The organism is Testudinibacter sp. P27/CKL/0425 (assembly GCF_052931395.1).
Window position 1 is genome coordinate 2,162,206 of sequence record NZ_CM128801.1, and the last position, 17,417, is coordinate 2,179,622.

Genomic DNA, 17,417 nt, shown 5'->3' on the forward strand with positions numbered 1-17,417 from the left:
ATGAATGCGTTAATCTATGAAACCGATATTTCAGTGGGTTATCATCTATTCCTGGTGAATATTTTGGGATTAACCTTTCTGATTATGCTGTGTCTGTTTTGTTATTTGTACTATGAAAAATCCAAGCGTTTTATTTGGTGTCTACTCTCTGCCGCATTTTGGCTGGCATTTATTTACCGTTTATTGCGCCCCGATCATACGGTGTTTGATAATGGCATTCCGCTTTCAAAATTAGACATCTCTTTTCTTATCGCCTTTATCTTTTGTTTTAATATCTTTCTTCGCCATTTTATTCATCAACCGACATGGAAGTCAGAACGCTATTCGCTTTATTTTTCCGGCGTATTCATGTTGTTATTATGGATAATTCCGCCCGTCTTTGTAACCGCACTTTTATCCGTTGTGCTGTATTTGATGACATTACTACTGTTCGTTCATGTTATTGCTTTATCCACCAGCAACACAACAAATGCGGCGTTATTAAAATGGGTACTAATACTTATGTTGGGGCTGGCTTTTGTCGAGTTTCTACACTATCTGGCATTGATTCAATTCTCCCGTTCATTAATTTTATATATTTCACTATTTGCAACGCTATCAATCAGTGCCATTTTGTTGCTGAACGCCATGCAAAGCAGCCGGTCTCCAAAACCTGGCGTCTTTTCCCCTTCAGCCCGTCGTTAGTGACTAGCCTTTTCACGCTAAATTCTATACAATCGCCACAATTTTTGAATCTGTCTAAGCTGGCGGTTGCTTCGCTTAGGCTTTTTATTTTTTGAAATGTTGAGAGTAACTATGAGCAATACCCCCAATATCGGCTTTTTGAGCCTGGGTTGTCCGAAAAATCTGGTCGATTCCGAGCGAATCCTGACCGAATTGCGCACCGACGGCTACAATATTGTGCCGAGTTATGACAATGCCGATCTGGTGATTGTCAACACCTGCGGGTTTATCGACAGTGCGGTGCAGGAATCGCTGGAAGCCATTGGCGAAGCGTTGGCAGAAAACGGCAAGGTGATCGTCACCGGCTGCCTTGGCGCGAAAGAAGATCAAATCCGCGAAGTGCATCCGAAAGTGCTGGAAGTGACCGACCCGCACAGCTATGAGGCGGTATTGCAGCAGGTGCATAAATATGTGCCGAAGCCGGAATATAATCCGTTTGTCAATTTAGTGCCAAAGCAAGGGGTGAAACTCACGCCGAAACACTATGCTTATCTGAAAATTTCCGAAGGCTGCGATCACCGCTGTACATTTTGCATTATCCCGTCTATGCGCGGCGATTTAGACAGTCGCCCGATCAACAGCGTGTTGGACGAAGCCAAACGTTTAGTGGATGCCGGTGTGAAAGAGTTGTTGGTGGTATCGCAAGATACCTCCGCCTATACACTAGACAAAACCAAAAAAGACAAAAGCAATATTGCGTTCTGGGACGGAATGCCGATTAAAAACGATCTGCTGTCGTTGTGTGAACAACTTTCGTGCCTTGGCGCATGGGTGCGGCTACACTATGTATATCCTTATCCGCACGTTGACAAACTAATTCCACTAATGGCGGAAGACAAAATTCTGCCGTATTTGGACATTCCGCTGCAACACGCTAGCCCGAAAATTCTGAAAGCGATGAAACGCCCCGGCTCAATCGACCGCACTTTAGAACGGATTAAACAGTGGCGCGAGATCTGCCCTGAATTAACTCTGCGTTCCACCTTTATTGTCGGCTTCCCCGGCGAAACCGAGGAAGATTTCCAACTATTATTGGATTTCTTAGAACAAGCACAACTCGATCGCGTCGGCTGCTTTAAATTCAGCCCGGTAGACGGTGCGCCGGCAACCGACATGGCGGAACAAGTGCCGGAAGAGGTGAAAGAACAGCGCTTCCACCGCTTTATGCAACTGCAACAACGCATTTCTGCCGAACGTTTGCAACAAAAAATCGGCAAAACGCTGGCGGTGATCATTGATGAAATCGACGAACAAGGCATTATCGGGCGTTCGATGGCTGACGCGCCGGAGATCGACGGCTTAGTCTATTTGGATAATCCGCAGCAAAGTGCGGTGAAGGTTGGCGATATTGTTAAAGCCACGATTTCCAATGCCGACGAATACGATCTTTGGGGCGAGATTGTCGGCTAGACCGCACTTTAAGCGTTAAAACAAAACGGCAGCGATTAGGCTGCCGTTCTGCTTTAAATAATCGGGTTTATTCTTCTTCCAACACCACTTTGCCGATATAGCCTAAGTTGCGGTATTGCTGGGCATAGTCGATGCCGAAGCCGACCACAAATTCATCGGGAATTGCAAAGCCGACCCAATCCACCGGTACTTCCACTTCGCGACGCGACGGTTTGTCGAGTAAGGTGCAAATGGTGAGAGAAGCCGGTTCGCGCAGTAATAAAATTTGGCGCACTTTATCCAGCGTGTAGCCGGTGTCGATGATGTCCTCGACGATCAAAACGTGTTTGTCTTTGATATCGCCGTCCAGATCTTTAGAAATTTTAACATCGTGGTTAGAATACATTCCCGTGCCATAGCTGGTGGTGGTCATAAAATCAATTTCGGTCGGCAAGGTGATTTCGCGCACCAAGTCCGCCATAAACATGAACGAGCCTTTCAGCAAGCCGACAATCACAATTTTTTCTGCATTTTGATGTTGGTAAAAACGGCTGATTTCAGCGCCCAACTCTTGGATTCGAGAGTAGATGTCGCCGGTGGGAATCAAGATTTCAACGTGATGTTTTTTCATTAAAGTTACCTTTATATCGTCAATTTCGCTGGGCGCTATCATAACATGATAATGCGGCATGAAACTAGGATTGCAGTGTGAGCGCAATACGGTTTTCAGCAAAAAACAGTTCTACAAAAGCTATTCTATAAAAAGCGGTTCTATAAAAAAACAAAGGCTGGAGCAAGCTCCAGCCAGTGACCCTAACGAATTTACTTTTTACTCTACATCTGCTTGACTGCTATCACAATCTTTGCGGATTTATCGTTACACGCTGTGTAACTGAGAGCCATCATAACAGATAAAACCAGCCTGTCAATGATAATTATTCTTATTTGCAAGAAAATTAATTACCGGAGATTTTCATCTCCTCTAACAAGATCGATCCGGTTTGAATATTCGAGCGGTGTTCAATGTCATCCGCCACCGCCTGAATGTTCAATAGCATAGTTTGCAACTGCCCGGCAATGGTGATTTCATGCACCGGATATTGAATCTCGCCGTTTTCCACCCAGAAGCCCGACGCTCCTTGCGAATAATCGCCGGTCACCATATTCACGCCGTGCCCCATCAAATCGGTCACCAATAAGCCGGTTCCCATTTGTTTTAAAAGTGCGGTCAAGCCGCCGCTGAGATTTGGTTTCACCAACCAGTTATGAATCCCGCCGGCGTGTCCTGTGCTGCGCATGCCTAATTTTTTGGCGCTGTATGTGGTCAATAAATAAGTTTGCAGAATCCCTTGCTTGATGATTTCCCGCGTTTCGGTTCTGACCCCTTCGCTGTCAAACGGCGATGACGCCAAGCGTTGCAATAAGTGCGGTTGTTCGCTGATTTGAAACCACGACGGCAACACCTGCGCACCGAGTTTATCCAGCAGAAAACTGGATTTGCGGTAAATACTGCTGCCGCTCGCCGCGCCCACCAAGCTACCGACTAAACCGGTGGCGACATCATTCAGATAAACCACCGGCGCGGTTTGGGTTGCCAATTTTTGTGCCGACAAGCGGGCGACGGTTTTCTGTGCGCACTGCTGCCCCACCCACTGCGGCGATTCCAAATCTTGGAAACGGCGCGAAACGGTGTATTCGTAATCCCGCTCCATCTGCTGTTGCGCCTCGGCAATCACGCTGCACGACAACGAATAACGGCTCGATAAATAACTGTTCAACACGCCGCGATTTTCGCCGTAGGTATTGCCGTATACCCGAATCCCTTTATGCGCATTAAAGCTCGCCCCTTCGCTGTTGACGATCCGCGCGTCTGCTTCCAGCGCCTGCCGCTCGGCTTGCAGCGCCAATTGTGTGGCGCTGTCGACATCAATTTCATAAGGATGATACAAATCCAAATCCGGCGGCGACACCGCCAACAGTTCTTCGTCCGGCAAGCCGTTATATTCATCTTCTGAGGTGTATTTAGCGATACTTAACGCCGCTTCAACCGCACTTTGCACCGCCTGTGGCGACAAATCAGACGTTGAGGCGTTGCCTTTGCGCTTGCCAAGATAAACTGAAATCCCCAGCGCGCCGTCATTATTAAATTCGATATTTTCAATTTGCTGCAAACGGGTGGAAACCGACAAACCGGAGCTTTTGGTCGCCCCCACCTGCGCCTGCGCGCCCGCTTGTCTTGCCAAAGTCAACGCTAACTCCGCCGCCGCCAGCAGATCGTCTTGCTGCTGTTTCAATAAATCTTGCCCTTGTTGTGCCATATTCTTGTTCTCATTCCGTTTTTTAGCGTTATATTCTATCCTATTTTGCCCATTTTTTGCTAATGCTGTATTCAGCGACGTTAAGACCAAACCACCGAAAGTTGCAATCAAAACGGCGTTTTTCTCACCACTAATCTGCTAGTATTTCAACTTCACCAATTTAAAAGGAGACTGCAATGGAATTTAATTTAGGCGATGAAGTACAGCCGAATATTGGTGGACGCAAAATGCAGGTCGCGGCAGTGACCGCTGACGGCGTGATTTGCCAATGGGAGGAAAACGGCAAAATTCACACCAAAACCTATCAAGCGGAAGAGCTGAGCCTGTATAAACTGGCTGAACCGTTCGGCGTTTGCTAATGACCCTTTAACCGACCGCACTTGGTGGCATTTTTACGCTTGCCAAGTGCGGTCGGAAATTCCCTGCCCTGTTTTGCTCAAATTTATGCTATGATTAGCCACTTTTCTATTTTTAAATAAGATAATCAACATGAAACACGATCAAGACATTGACTTTTTGGCTGACGATTTAACTGACGATGAACAGCAAGATGACGAAATCATCTGGGTCAGCAAAAGCGAAATTAAACGCGATGCCGAAGCGTTGAAAAAATTCGGCGCTAAGCTGGTAGCGCTCACCCCTGCCAATCTGGAAAGAATTCCCTTAGACGAAAAATTAGCCGATGCGATTGAACTGGCACAACGTTCACAACGCGGTGCATTGCGCCGCCAGTTGCAATATATCGGTAAATTACTGCGCAACACCGACGTCGAGCCACTGCAAGAAGCGCTGGACAAGTTGGAAAACAAACATAATCAGCAGCAAGCGGTATTTCACCGTTTAGAACATTTGCGTGATCAGCTTTTAGAAAGTGAGAATAACACCGTATTATCACAGCTAATTGCCCAATATCCGGAACTGGATATTCAACATCTGCGCAATTTGATCCGCGGTGCACAAAAAGAACGTGCCGCGCAAAAGCCGCCGAAGTTTTATCGTGAGATTTTTCAATATTTGAAAGGATTGGAAATAAACGAGTAAATTTTCAACTAATCACCATGGTGACTATTTATTTGGAAATCATCATCCCCTAAAATTCGGAGCTTTATTTATAACAATAAGCTCCAAATGAATAATCAAATAACATTCCCGGCGGCAAAGGTCATGTTTCCTAAAGCCGATAAAAAATTGTCTAAACTGGCACTGCTGCGTTCGCGCTATTACTTGCGCTACGCCCGCAGTGCCAAATATTGCCAACGTTTCACCGCATTTTTAAACCGGCACTCGGTGTGGAAAAAATTATTTATCGAAAATCCTTATCGCTTCAACAGCATTTTATATCGATTTTGCGACAAACGTTTTAGCCCCAAAATGCGTTTTAAGGCGTTGGAAGTGAACTTTGTGTTTGCGGAAAGTGCGTTTGGCGGTGCGCTCTGTCATCAGTTGGTGGAAAGCGATTCGCTACCGATCGCGAACTTGACCGATAACATCTCTGCCTATCTGAACATTAATAAAATCGATCCGCTGGAAGGCTTTTTTCGATTAATTTGCAAGACGGCGAAGGCAAGCGATTATATGATTTGTCGTTTTCATTTCTGCCGGAAAAACAGCTGCTGATCACCTCGATCCAAGGACCAAGCGGCGAGAATGCGCAAGATTTAGTACGCCAATTGACCAAGCAATTACACGGCATCCGCCCGTCATATATGTTGATTATTTTGATCAAGATGATTGCAGTTCAACTCCAGTGCAGCCTGCTTGGCATCAAACACAAAAACCAAGCCAAATACCGCTGGAATGACAACTCAAAACTGCTATTTAATTACGATCACTTTTGGGCTGAAAACAGCGCCGAGTTCAACCGCGACACACAATATTGGCAACTGCCGACTACAATTGAACGCCGCAATTTAGACGAGATAGCAAGCAAAAAACGCAGTATGTACCGCAAACGCTATGAAATGCTGGATCAACTGCAAACCGCGGTTGATAAACGCTTTAAGACCGAATAGCCGCAACCGCACTTTGATGCTGAAAGTGCGGTTATTTAATTTCCCGCCGCCCTAAAAACGAGTGCGACAAGGTAGTGCCGTCGACGTTTTCCAGTTCGCCGCCGACCGGAATGCCGTGGGCGATTCGGGTGACCGAGACGCCGAATTGCTGGCATAATTCGGCAATATAGTTGGCGGTGGCGTCGCCTTCCACCGTCGGGTTGGTTGCCAAGATAATTTCGTCAAACGCTTCGTGTTGCAAGCGCTGTTGCAATAAATCCAGTCCGATGTCGCGCGGGCCGATACCGTCGAGCGGCGATAAATGCCCCATTAACACAAAATAGCGTCCCGAATATTGCCCGGTCAGTTCCAGTGCTTGAATATCCGACGGCATTTCCACCACGCACAGCTGCTTATTTTGCTGGCGGCGCGGGTTGCGACAAATCGCACAACTCTCTTCCTCGGTGAACGTGCGGCACTGGTTGCAATGCCCGATTTTACTCATGGCTTCTTGCAATGCCTGCGCCAGATTGACGCCGCCGCTGCGATTGCGTTGCAACAGATGATATGCCATGCGTTGCGCCGATTTCGGGCCGACTCCCGGCAAGCAGCGCAGCGCTTCCATCAAATGTTCCAATAACGGGCTGATTTGCATAACTGAATCCTTAACAAACAAAACCGCACTTTAAAGTGCGGTTAATCATTTCAAGCCGAAAATCGGTTAGAACGGCATTTTGAAGCCCGGTGGCAATTGCATTCCGGAGGTGACCGATGCCATTTTTTCTTTTTGCAGTTCTTCTGCGCGACGCACCGCGTCATTGAAAGCGGCTGCCACTAAATCTTCCAGCATCTCTTTGTCGTCTTCCAGTAAGGACGGATCGATCTCCACGCGGCGGCAGTTGTGTGCACCGTTAACGGTCACTTTCACCAAGCCAGCGCCGGATTCACCGGTCACTTCCAGCTGGGCGACTTCTTCCTGCATTTTTTGCATCCGCTCTTGCATTTGTTGGGCTTGTTTCATCAGATTGCCCAATCCACCTTTTCCAAACATAATTTTCTCTCTTGTTATCAGTCGATATTCAATCAATAGGCCTGCATTCTAGCGTAAATTTGCCAACCTGCAAAGCCACAATCGGTTTTATCCTAACCGACCGGACGGATACTCTCCGGCTCCAGCCGCGCGTCAAATTCCTGTTGCAGCAGCGCCAGTTGCGGATCTTGCTGCAACGCCAATCTTGCCTGTTCGCTCAATTCCGTATAAATCTGCCGCCGTTGTTCCAATGGGGTCAACCGCTGCGGATCCGCTTCTTGCACCACGCTTAACTGCACGGGCTTCTGATAAAATTCGCTCAGCTGCTGTTGCAATGCTTCGATATAGCGCGCGTTGTTTAAATTCGATTGCTCCGGACGCAGCCCCAACGTCAGCGCGCCCTCGTTTTCTGCCAGCAACAGCGAATTTAAACCCAACTGTTTCACCATGCCGCTTAAAGTCAGTTGTTCCAAAATATGCGACCAACGATCGCGTTCGGCGCTCAGCTTCAGCACTTTTGCCACCAATTCGGGGGTTCTTTCCTGCAAAATCGCCTGTTTGATGTCCGACGGGCGCAGGCGATTGCTGTCCTCACTTTCCAGTTCGGGATTCAGCCACTGCCAATGGTAATCCTCGCCGATTCCTTCTTCACTCTCCGCTTCATTTTCGCCATCCGAATTAGACAGCGTTGCGGGAGTTTGCTCGACATTAGGGGGGATCTTAACCGGCGCAGTCTGTTCCGCACTGATTCGGTTCAAACGCTCCATTAAATTTAAGGATTTATCCGACTGAGTCGCCGGGGAACTGCTAGTATTCGGCGTTTTAGCTTGCACCGGCTCGCTGCCGGTGGTGGTTTTTAGTGCGGGCTTATTGTTTTTTTTTTGTGCGTTTTGCAGTTGCTGTCTGGCTTGTAGTGCTTTTAATGCCGGCGACATCGGCGCAGCGGCTTCGTTGTTTGGCGTCTGTTCGATTGTCGTTTCTACCGTACTTGTACTGACCGCATTTGTATTTACTTCGCTTGTATTGACCGCACTTGTTTGCGTTTCGGGGGCAAAGTGCGGTTGCGCAGCCGGTTTCGTCTCGTGCTTCGGCAAGTTTTCACGAATCCGCTGTAATTGGTGTTCGGTATTTTCCGCTAATTCCGCCTGCTTCTCGTTGACCAAATTCGGCGCGGCAAGCGATTTATCCAATTGCAATAATTTCGGATGAAACGCCAAGGCGCGCAGCAGCGTCATTTCAACACCGCTGCGTTGATCCGGCGCAAACGGCAACTCTTTGCGTCCGTTCAACATCAATTGGTAATAAAACTGTACATCTTCCGGCGGCAGATTTCTTGCCAGAAAATCAATTCGATCCGAGCTTTCCTCGCTGGGTTTCAGCAGCTGACGCATCGCGATTTGGTGCAGATTCGCCGCTATTTCCTGTAGCAGTTGATCCCACTCGACACCTTTTTCCGCCACTTGTTGCACGCTGCGCATCAACGCCTCGCCGTCCGCCAGTTGCAAGGCTTGGATCATATCCAGCGATTGTTCGCTGTCGAGCGTGCCTAACATTTGATGTACAACCGCCGCGGTGATATTCGCATTGCTCATCGCAATCGCCTGATCAGTCAAACTCAACGAATCGCGGATACTGCCGCGCGCGGCTTTTGCCAGTTGTTCTAGGGCAGAAAATTCATACGGGATTTTTTCTTGCTGTAGCAGATATTCCAAATGATCGGCAATTTGTTTGCCGTCTAACGCTTTTAAATGGAATTGGATACAACGCGACAAAATGGTGATCGGCAATTTGTGCGGATCGGTGGTTGCCAGCAGGAATTTGACGTATTCCGGCGGTTCTTCCAACGTTTTTAGTAACGCGTTGAAGCTATGACGCGACAGCATATGCACTTCATCGATTAGGTAGATTTTATAGCGCCCCTGCACCGGCTTATATTGAACGTTATCCAATAACTCGCGCGTGTCTTCCACTTTGGTGCGCGAGGCAGCGTCAATTTCCAGCAGATCGATAAACCGCCCTTCTTCAATCGCCCGACAATTTTCACAATTGCCGCACGGTTCGGCAGTCACGCCCTGTTCACAGTTCAAGCCTTTGGCAAACAGCCGTGCTATCGAGGTTTTGCCCACGCCGCGGGTGCCGGAAAACAGATAGGCATGGTGCAGCCGATTATTTTCCAACCCGTTGGCAAGTGCGGTCAGAACGTGTTCCTGCCCCACCACTTGCGAAAAGCGTTGCGGACGCCATTTTCTGGCAAGTACCTGATAGCTCATTGCGTTACTCATTGATCAATAAAACTTAATGTCCGTCGAAACTCACCAGATGATAGCTGTTGATGCCGGATTTTTGCAACCGCTCCGCGCCGCCCAATTCCGGCAAACTGATGATAAAAGCGGCGTGCTCCACTTTGCCGCCCAAACGGCGAATCAGTTTCACTGTGGCTTCTACCGTGCCGCCGGTTGCCAGCAAATCGTCGATAATCAACACATTATCATCGGCATTCACTGCGTCGATATGAATTTCCAGCGTGTCTTCGCCGTATTCCAGTTGGTAGTTTTGCGCAATGGTTTCACGTGGTAATTTACGCGGCTTGCGCACCAACACAAACGGCAAACCCAGCGCCAGCGCTACCGGTGCACCGAAAATAAAGCCGCGCGATTCGGTGCCGACCACTTTGGTGATACCTTTATCTTTATACTGTGCGGCGATCAAATCCACCGTCGCCTGGAATGCCGCCGGCACTTCTAACAGGCTGGTAATATCACGGAAAACAATCCCTTGTTTCGGATAATCCGGAATGGATTTAATCGAGGCTTTGACTAATTCTAATGTTTGGTTCATCGCTATGACCTATATGACCTAAATAAACGTTTCAATATGTGTTTTCTGCAACACGGCAAGCGAGTAAGCATAGCAAAACTCAAGTCTGTTGCAAATCGTTTCTTTCGCTTTTTGTGAACGTTAACGCTTATAAATATCTTGCCCGTCTTTGCGGGTTTTCAGCAAGCGCAAAATCCAGACGTATTGTTCCGGCGTGGCGGTGACATACGACTCAATTTGCTGATTCATCAGCCTTGCCATTTCCTCGTCATCATCGCTTAACGGCATCGGCGGATGAATATCCAGCTGATATTTGCCGAGGCCGGCGATATAGCGCGGAAACATCGGGATCACCACCGCTTTGGCGACTTTTGCCATTTTGTTCAGCCCCGGCAAAGTGGCTTTATAAGTGGCGAAAAAATCAGCATACACACTCAGCGCTTCGCCGTAATCTTCATCCGGCAGATAGTAACCCAGCTCACCGCGGCGCACGGTATTTAAAAACGGTTTAATTCCATTTTGGCGGGCGTGCATTTTGCCGCCGAAGCGTTCGCGAGTGCGGTTCCACAGCCAGTCCACCAGCGGATTGCGGTGCGGATTATACATCGCCGTCATCGGCATTCCTTGAGTATGCAGAATAATACCGGAAGCATCAATCGCCCAAGTGTGCGGCACTAGCAAAATAACATTTTTACCGTCGGCACGCGCTTGGCGAATGTGCTCAAGCCCCAAAAATTCGGTGCGCCGCTGTAAGTGCGCTTCGGAGCGAACCGCCACTTCGCCGATCGCCAACATGACTTGTGTTACCGTTTCAAACATTTGATCGATAACCTGATTCTTTTTTTCCTCACTCCAATCCGGAAAGCAGTGCGACAAATTCACCATTGCCCGGTGGCGCGGTTTTTTCGCTTTGTGTGCAATCAGTTTTCCCAGCTTTGCCGCTAAGCGATCGCGCAGCCGATAAGGCACATAAGCAAGCAGCAGCAAGCCGAAAATCCCCAGCCAAACGCCCCAATAGCGCGGCAGCAGGTAGCGCCAAGAAAAGTGCGGTTCATAACCCACTCGTGCGGTCACTCGCTTGTCTTGTCCCGTCATTAGCCAAACCACCCGTAATCAAATGCTAATTTTGTCGCCATGATGAAAGCCACAATCACCACCATAGGGCGGATCAATTTTTGCCCTTTGGTCAATACCATTTTCGCGCCCATGCGTGCGCCCAAAAACTGCCCGACCAGCATCACAAAGCCGATCGTCCACAAAACGTGTCCGCCGATCACAAAAAACAACAGTGAAGCGAAATTCGAGGTGAAATTCAACACTTTGGCGTGTGCGGTGGCTTTTGCCAAATTGAAGCCTAACAACATCACAAATGCCAAGCCTAGGAATGAGCCGGTTCCCGGCCCGAAAAAGCCGTCGTAAAAGCCGATTCCCAAGCCTGCGGTCAACGCAAATCCCAAATATGAAATTCGCTTTTGTTTATCGCTTTCGCCCAGTTTCGGCGTCAATAAAAAATAGATCCCGATAGCAAAAATCAAAAACGGCAAGATTTTTTTCAGGAATCTGACGTCCATCTGCTGTACTAAAATCGTTCCGAGCACCGCGCCGAGAAAAGTTGCCGCGATCAGCCAAATGATCTCTTTCAGATTGACCGCTTTGCGCCGAATAAAATACCAGCTGGCGGAAAACGAGCCGCCGCACGCCTGCAATTTATTGGTGCCGAGCGCCAGCGCCGGTGGCATTCCGGTCGCCAACAACGCCGGAATGGTAATCAGCCCGCCGCCTCCGGCAATCGCATCAATAAAGCCTGCCAACAGCGCCACGGCAAACAGCAGCGCATACATATCCAAAGTGAGTTCCATTTTTCACCCCTATCCTTTGCCTTGCTGTGACAAAATCATCTGGCACAGTTGCGGCAACGGCGGTGGTGTTTTCGGTTTGCTGGCTTGCGCACCGGGTTTCGGCGGTTCAAACCATGACATCAATTCGCTGCCGCAGCCTTCACCATTCGGCACCGGCGTTTGTGCTTCGCAATGACTCGCGCCTTTCGGGCAAGTTAAACGCACGTGTAAATGCGCGTCATGTCCGAACCACGGGCGGATTTTGCGCAGCCAAGTGCGGTCGCCCTGCACGGTTTGGCACAGTTTCAATTTGATCGCCGGGTTAAGAAAAATCCGATCGACTTTCGGATCTTGCGCCGCCAAGCGGATTAAGGTGGTTTGTTGATTCGTCCAGACGTTGTCATCAACCCGCTGCGCTTTACGGTTGACCATGAGGGTGGCTGTCGGGTTAAGCGCCTGTTTGTCGCTCAACGGTCCGAACCGCAACCAAATATCCGCATCCAAGCCGGTTTGATGGCTGGCGTGTCCGCTGTTAAAACGCCCGCCTGCCGGCATCCCCATATCGCCGACCAATACGTTTGGCAACCCCGCCTGTTTTGCCTTTTTGCCTAAACGAGTTAAATAGTCCAGCAATTCGGAGTGTCCGTAATAACGGTTTTTTCCGGCGCGGATCACCTGATAGCCTTCGCCGCGCAGTGCCAGCGGTTCGGCACCGATAATGCAGCCGTTACTGTAACCACCGACCGGATTCGGTTCGCCCTGCACCGGACGGCTGATACTTTCCCACGGAGAAGCCGAAACATAGCTCGCCGACACTGACAATAAAAGCCCGAATAAACAGCGTGCGCCGCGAGTGAATTTTTTACTTACCACAATTTGCTCCGTTTTGCGCCCGGTGACGCAATAAATGATCTAACAATACAATCGCCACCATCGCTTCGGCAATCGGCACCGCACGAATGCCGACGCAAGGATCGTGCCGCCCGCGCGTGACCACCTCGACCGCTTGATTGTCTAAATTCACACTTCTGCCAGGGATAGTAATACTGGACGTCGGTTTTAAGGCAATATTCGCCACAATCGGCTGCCCGTTGCTGATGCCGCCGAGAATCCCGCCCGCATGATTGGAACAAAAGCCTTGCGGCGTCATTTCATCACGGTGATCGGTGCCTTTCTGTTCCACCACCGCAAAGCCGTCGCCGATTTCCACACCTTTCACCGCATTAATCCCCATTAAGGCGTGCGCCAAATCGGCATCCAAACGGTCAAAAACCGGTTCGCCCAAGCCGAGCGGCACATTTTCGGCAACCACGGTCAGTTTAGCGCCGATCGAGTTACCCTCTTTTTTCAATTCGCGAATCAATTCGTCAAACTGCTCGACCGCACTTGGATCGGGGCAAAAAAACGGATTGCTATTGACTTGCTGCCAGTCGATTTGTCCGATGGTTTGCGGCGCAATTTTCACACTGCCGATTTGGCTGAGAAAGCCGCGCACTTCGACGCCGAACTGTTCGCGCAGATATTTTTTCGCCACCGCGCCCGCCGCTACCCGCATTGCGGTTTCTCGCGCCGAAGAGCGCCCGCCGCCGCGGTAATCGCGCAGCCCGTATTTTTGCTGATAGGTATAATCGGCGTGTCCCGGACGGAAACGATCTTTAATTTCGCCATAGTCTTGTGAACGCTGATCGCCGTTTTTAATCATCATGCCGATACTGGTTCCGGTGGTTTTGCCTTCAAATACGCCGGACAAAATACTGACTTCGTCGTCTTCGCGGCGCGGCGTGGTGTAGCGCGATGTGCCCGGCTTGCGACGATCCAGATCCGGCTGAATATCCGCTTCGCTCAGTTCCATGCCCGGCGGCACGCCGTCAATAATGCAGCCCAGTGCGATCCCGTGCGATTCGCCGAAGGTGGTTACTTTGAACAGTTGTCCAATGCTGTTTCCTGCCATGTTACTTGCTTTCCTCTTTAATTCGGTGATTTCTCAAGTTTTAACTGTTGTCCGTTATCCAAATTTTTAATATACACATCCAATTGGTTAAATGCGATATCAATGCCGTTTTCGGCAAATAATTGATCGATCCTGCGATTCAAGAAGTCAATCGTCGGGTTGCGTTCGTTGGTTTTATTGACATAAATCCGCAACTCATGATCCAAGGTACTGGCGCCAAATGCAAGGAAATAAACCACCGGTGCCGGATCTTTCAAAACATACGGCGCTTCTTCCGCCGCCTGCAACAATAGATTTTTGGTTAATTTTACATCCGAACCGTATGCCACACCAATTTTCAGTACCACGCGCGTGGTGGTGTTGCTCAGTGACCAGTTGGTTAATCGTTCGGTCACGAAGGCTTTATTCGGCACAATCACTTCTTTGCCGTCAAAATCGACGATTGTGGTGGCGCGAATTCGAATTTTGGATACCGAACCGCTAAATTCGCCGATCGTCACCAAATCGCCGATTCGCACCGGACGCTCAAACAAGATAATAATCCCTGATACGAAGTTAGCAAAAATCTCTTGCAAGCCGAATCCCAGCCCGACCGATAACGCGGCAAACAGCCATTGTAATTTGCTCCACGACATCCCTAAACTGGAAAACGCAGTGCCGGCGCCGATTGCAATAAACAGATAGCTTAAAATCGTGGTGATCGCATACGGCGAGCCTTGCGACAAATTCACCCGCGAAAAAATTAAAATTTCCAACACCCCGCCTAAATTGCGGATCACCAAATACGTTCCCCACAAAATCACGATCGAGGTCAGTAAATTCAGCAAGGTGACCGATTCAGTGACGGTTGTGCCGTTTTCTGCGGTAGAGGTTTGCTGCCACAGGCTGATATTTTCCAGATAATAGGCGACACTCAACAGATCCGACCATACCCAATAGAACAAGCCGATCAGCAGCAGCCACATTCCGATATCCGTCATTTTGGTGACTTGCTGGTTCACCGTTGAAAGTGCAATTTTTTCATCTTGCGCGTCAATAACCACTTCTTCCGGCAGCTCGTTTTGCTGCTCCGCACGCTCTTTCGCCTCTTTCTGCCGCTGCTCTTTCAGTCGACGATAGGCCAATTGTCTGGAAGAGACCCGAATCGCACGATGGGCGATTTCCCGTAGGTTCACCCATAAAATCAACACTACATAAGTGTAAATCGTATGCCGAATCAAGGTCAGCGCAGTGTAGTAATAGCCCAATCCAATCAGCACAATCAAGGTGATAGGCAATAGAAGCAGCAATAAGCGCAAAAATTTAAACAATTTCGGATAACCCGTATTCTCATTGCCGTTGCCCGACGGAAAATCTTGATTCACACTTTCAATCGCGCTGCTGAAATCCGGGCGGATTTGGAACAGGAAAAACAAAAGTGCGGTAATGATCAGCACTTCGCCCAACACATCATTAGCAATGCCGGTTACTTCCAGCGAGGTCAATACCGACGCATTCAGCAGCACCGCCAAAATCGGGATTGAACGTCTCAAAGTACTGCGAAATTGGGCGTTGGTGCCCGCTGAAAAATCAAAGTGACGATGCGCAATGCCGTTGGGACGCAGCAGCGATAAAGTAAAGGCGATAAAAAACCAAAACGCCGCCATTTTCAATGCCCATGGCAGCATCCCGATCGGGTTATGGAAACAGAAATAAATCACCAGAATCAGCGCCGATAAAAACAACAATGTACTCGGCAGTGCCAAAATCAGAGTATAGAACAAAACAATCAACGTGCGCCATTGATTGTCGCCGCTTAGGGTGTTGACTTTACTGTTATGCCAGCTGATTTCACGCTTAATCCACTCTTTGCGCCAACCGATGAGCGCCACCACCAGTATTAACCCGCCGACCAGCGAGCCGATCGGCAGTAGGTAATCACGCCAATTGCTGAAATCCAGCAATTTCACGATTTGTTCGAGCTGCATTTTTGCCAAGGTGGTGAAACGGGCGAACCAATCAAAATCAATCGGACTGTTGCTTTTCACCCAGAAACTTTGCTGTTCCAGCTTCGCCTGCAATTCATTGCTGATGCTGATCACCTGCTGCTGATTCAGATCGATATTAATTGACTGATTCAACTGCGCGTTTAATTCGGTGATCACATCAGTCAGCAGTTTGCGCCGATCTTGTAAAATCGTAGTCAGCTGCGTTTTTTCCGCATCACTGAAACTCGTTTTGCGATCTTTCTCTAGATTAGCAATGTAATCTGCAGTGTTATACAGTGCGTCGCGCCACTCATTCACATCAAAAATTTGCACCCGTAAATCAGTGATCCGCTTTGACAATCCGCTGATTAAACTGTCTTTCGGCAACGCCTGCCGCTGCTTGTTGATGATTCGCGACAGCACTAGCGTACCTTGCAACGCACTGATTTGCTCATCAATATTACGCTGCGTTTGCAGCAGATTATCCAGCGTATTGCGAATCCGCAAGCCCTCTTGCGTCAACTGGTTATTGTTATTGGTTTGCTCCAGTAAAAACTGGCTGACTTGGGTATTCAATGCCGCCTCTTGGCGCAATAAAGGATGATCGTCTTGATTACCTGTGCTCTGCTGTTCCAATTCGGCAATTTGTTGCTGCGATTGTTGCAGCCGCAGTTCGTTGATTTTCTCGATCAGCGCCGCTTGAATTGTTTGCTGCTGTTTTTGTTCCAGCGTTTTTTCCGCCACTTCCGATTCGTATAGCGAAGCCAGCTTTGAATTGCCGTTTAAACTCAATTGATTATATTGATTTTTCAGTTCGATTAAACGCAATTCGGCGTGATATTTATTGGCGAGCGAGTTGCTGACCTGCGCACTGAACAACAGTTTATTCAATTGTTGAGTGCGTACTAAATTTTCGGCAAGTGCGGTCTGCACCCGCTCCGGCACCGAGCGCTGCGCCACCAATGAACCGTTTAAACTGCTCAACTCGGTTTGAATTTGCTGCAACTTCAGATCATTTTCATTCTGTAATTGATTCAGATCGGCAAGCGACATCGTATCCCATTTTTTCAACTGCGCTTCCAGCTTATCGCCGGCATTCAACCGATTTAAATTTTCCTGACTTGCCTGTAGCTGCGTATCCGCCTGGTCGATATTTTTTTGTAACGTTTCAATCGCCTCTTTTTGCTGCTCAATTTGCTCCAACAAACTCACGGTGCCGCGCAGGTTGTCGAGCAATAATGTGGTGTCAGCAGTTTTATTTTCATTGCTCTCCGCCGCGCTAATCGCCACTTCCAATTCAGCTTGAGTCGGCAGTACGATTTCGCTCGCCAACGCCCGCCCGCCGATAAACAGCAAACTCAACAGATAAAACAGCCAATAGATTTTTTTCATT

15 protein-coding genes and 1 pseudogene are annotated in these 17,417 nt (G+C 48.8%); 5 read left to right on the forward strand and 11 right to left on the reverse strand.

Annotation, left to right across the window (positions count from 1 at the left end; genetic code table 11):
• Both ACUHGC_RS10710 and rimO read left to right on the forward strand, forming a co-directional pair.
• Complete coding sequence (locus ACUHGC_RS10710) at positions 1-684, forward strand: hypothetical protein (protein WP_446833292.1); 684 nt, start codon at positions 1-3, stop codon at positions 682-684.
• A gap of 111 nt (positions 685-795) precedes the next feature.
• On the forward strand, positions 796-2,133 hold the full coding sequence (gene rimO, locus ACUHGC_RS10715) for a 30S ribosomal protein S12 methylthiotransferase RimO (protein ID WP_446833293.1): 1,338 nt from the start codon (positions 796-798) through the stop codon (positions 2,131-2,133).
• 67 nt (positions 2,134-2,200) lie between these two features.
• On the opposite strand, the gene hpt is transcribed toward rimO, so the two are convergent.
• On the reverse strand, positions 2,201-2,743 hold the full coding sequence (gene hpt, locus ACUHGC_RS10720) for a hypoxanthine phosphoribosyltransferase (RefSeq protein ID WP_446833294.1): 543 nt from the start codon (positions 2,741-2,743) through the stop codon (positions 2,201-2,203).
• A 325-nt stretch (positions 2,744-3,068) separates the two neighbouring features.
• On the reverse strand, positions 3,069-4,430 hold the full coding sequence (pmbA, locus tag ACUHGC_RS10725) for a metalloprotease PmbA (RefSeq protein ID WP_446833295.1): 1,362 nt from the start codon (positions 4,428-4,430) through the stop codon (positions 3,069-3,071).
• A 176-nt stretch (positions 4,431-4,606) separates the two neighbouring features.
• On the opposite strand from pmbA, the gene ACUHGC_RS10730 reads away from it, so the two are divergent.
• From ACUHGC_RS10730 to ACUHGC_RS10740, 3 genes and pseudogenes are all read left to right on the forward strand, one after another.
• Positions 4,607-4,789: a hypothetical protein gene (locus ACUHGC_RS10730; RefSeq protein WP_446833296.1), complete on the forward strand. Its 183-nt coding sequence runs from the start codon at positions 4,607-4,609 to the stop codon at positions 4,787-4,789.
• Between the two features lie 130 nt (positions 4,790-4,919).
• Entirely contained in the window at positions 4,920-5,471 is a 552-nt protein-coding gene (gene yjgA / locus ACUHGC_RS10735; RefSeq protein WP_446833297.1) for a ribosome biogenesis factor YjgA, read from the forward strand.
• Between the two features lie 123 nt (positions 5,472-5,594).
• A pseudogene (locus tag ACUHGC_RS10740) lies at positions 5,595-6,442 on the forward strand (VirK/YbjX family protein).
• 31 nt (positions 6,443-6,473) lie between these two features.
• On the opposite strand, the gene recR reads toward ACUHGC_RS10740, so the two are convergent.
• From recR to mscK, 9 genes are all read right to left on the reverse strand, one after another.
• Entirely contained in the window at positions 6,474-7,076 is a 603-nt protein-coding gene (gene recR / locus ACUHGC_RS10745) for a recombination mediator RecR (RefSeq protein WP_446833298.1), read from the reverse strand.
• Between the two features lie 66 nt (positions 7,077-7,142).
• On the reverse strand, positions 7,143-7,472 hold the full coding sequence (locus ACUHGC_RS10750; RefSeq protein WP_446833299.1) for a YbaB/EbfC family nucleoid-associated protein: 330 nt from the start codon (positions 7,470-7,472) through the stop codon (positions 7,143-7,145).
• 92 nt (positions 7,473-7,564) lie between these two features.
• Positions 7,565-9,721 carry a DNA polymerase III subunit gamma/tau gene (dnaX, locus tag ACUHGC_RS10755; RefSeq protein WP_446833300.1) on the reverse strand — a complete coding sequence of 719 codons (2,157 nt, stop codon included), beginning with the start codon at positions 9,719-9,721 and terminating at the stop codon, positions 7,565-7,567.
• Between the two features lie 25 nt (positions 9,722-9,746).
• A complete protein-coding gene (gene apt / locus ACUHGC_RS10760; protein WP_446833301.1) occupies positions 9,747-10,289 on the reverse strand; it encodes an adenine phosphoribosyltransferase in 543 nt (180 codons plus the stop codon).
• A 120-nt stretch (positions 10,290-10,409) separates the two neighbouring features.
• Positions 10,410-11,363, reverse strand: coding sequence for a lauroyl-Kdo(2)-lipid IV(A) myristoyltransferase (gene lpxM, locus ACUHGC_RS10765; protein WP_446833302.1), 954 nt, complete (start codon positions 11,361-11,363; stop codon positions 10,410-10,412).
• The gene (locus tag ACUHGC_RS10770; protein WP_446833303.1) at positions 11,363-12,127 is read right to left on the reverse strand and encodes a TSUP family transporter; all 765 of its coding nucleotides are present in this window, start codon (positions 12,125-12,127) and stop codon (positions 11,363-11,365) included. The genes lpxM and ACUHGC_RS10770 overlap by 1 nt, the downstream gene beginning before the upstream one ends.
• 9 nt (positions 12,128-12,136) lie before the next feature.
• Positions 12,137-12,928, reverse strand: a complete 792-nt coding sequence (gene mepA / locus ACUHGC_RS10775; protein ID WP_446834892.1) for a penicillin-insensitive murein endopeptidase — start codon at positions 12,926-12,928, stop codon at positions 12,137-12,139.
• A 40-nt stretch (positions 12,929-12,968) separates the two neighbouring features.
• Entirely contained in the window at positions 12,969-14,057 is a 1,089-nt protein-coding gene (gene aroC / locus ACUHGC_RS10780) for a chorismate synthase (RefSeq protein WP_446833304.1), read from the reverse strand.
• Positions 14,058-14,074: 17 nt separating this feature from the next.
• Positions 14,075-17,416, reverse strand: a complete 3,342-nt coding sequence (mscK, locus tag ACUHGC_RS10785; RefSeq protein ID WP_446833305.1) for a mechanosensitive channel MscK — start codon at positions 17,414-17,416, stop codon at positions 14,075-14,077.
• Between the last annotated feature and the right edge of the window lies 1 nt (position 17,417).

What these genes read in the sequence shown, in the direction of transcription:
- dnaX (WP_446833300.1), bottom strand. Translation starts at nt 9,721, where the DNA reads ATGAGCTATCAGGTACTTGCCAGAAAATGGCGTCCGCAACGCTTTTCG.
- ACUHGC_RS10770 (WP_446833303.1), bottom strand. Translation starts at nt 12,127, where the DNA reads ATGGAACTCACTTTGGATATGTATGCGCTGCTGTTTGCCGTGGCGCTG.
- recR (WP_446833298.1), bottom strand. Translation starts at nt 7,076, where the DNA reads ATGCAAATCAGCCCGTTATTGGAACATTTGATGGAAGCGCTGCGCTGC.
- ACUHGC_RS10730 (WP_446833296.1), top strand. Translation starts at nt 4,607, where the DNA reads ATGGAATTTAATTTAGGCGATGAAGTACAGCCGAATATTGGTGGACGC.
- lpxM (WP_446833302.1), bottom strand. Translation starts at nt 11,363, where the DNA reads ATGACGGGACAAGACAAGCGAGTGACCGCACGAGTGGGTTATGAACCG.
- ACUHGC_RS10750 (WP_446833299.1), bottom strand. Translation starts at nt 7,472, where the DNA reads ATGTTTGGAAAAGGTGGATTGGGCAATCTGATGAAACAAGCCCAACAA.
- yjgA (WP_446833297.1), top strand. Translation starts at nt 4,920, where the DNA reads ATGAAACACGATCAAGACATTGACTTTTTGGCTGACGATTTAACTGAC.
- hpt (WP_446833294.1), bottom strand. Translation starts at nt 2,743, where the DNA reads ATGAAAAAACATCACGTTGAAATCTTGATTCCCACCGGCGACATCTAC.
- pmbA (WP_446833295.1), bottom strand. Translation starts at nt 4,430, where the DNA reads ATGGCACAACAAGGGCAAGATTTATTGAAACAGCAGCAAGACGATCTG.
- aroC (WP_446833304.1), bottom strand. Translation starts at nt 14,057, where the DNA reads ATGGCAGGAAACAGCATTGGACAACTGTTCAAAGTAACCACCTTCGGC.
- mscK (WP_446833305.1), bottom strand. Translation starts at nt 17,416, where the DNA reads ATGAAAAAAATCTATTGGCTGTTTTATCTGTTGAGTTTGCTGTTTATC.
- apt (WP_446833301.1), bottom strand. Translation starts at nt 10,289, where the DNA reads ATGAACCAAACATTAGAATTAGTCAAAGCCTCGATTAAATCCATTCCG.
- rimO (WP_446833293.1), top strand. Translation starts at nt 796, where the DNA reads ATGAGCAATACCCCCAATATCGGCTTTTTGAGCCTGGGTTGTCCGAAA.
- ACUHGC_RS10710 (WP_446833292.1), top strand. Translation starts at nt 1, where the DNA reads ATGAATGCGTTAATCTATGAAACCGATATTTCAGTGGGTTATCATCTA.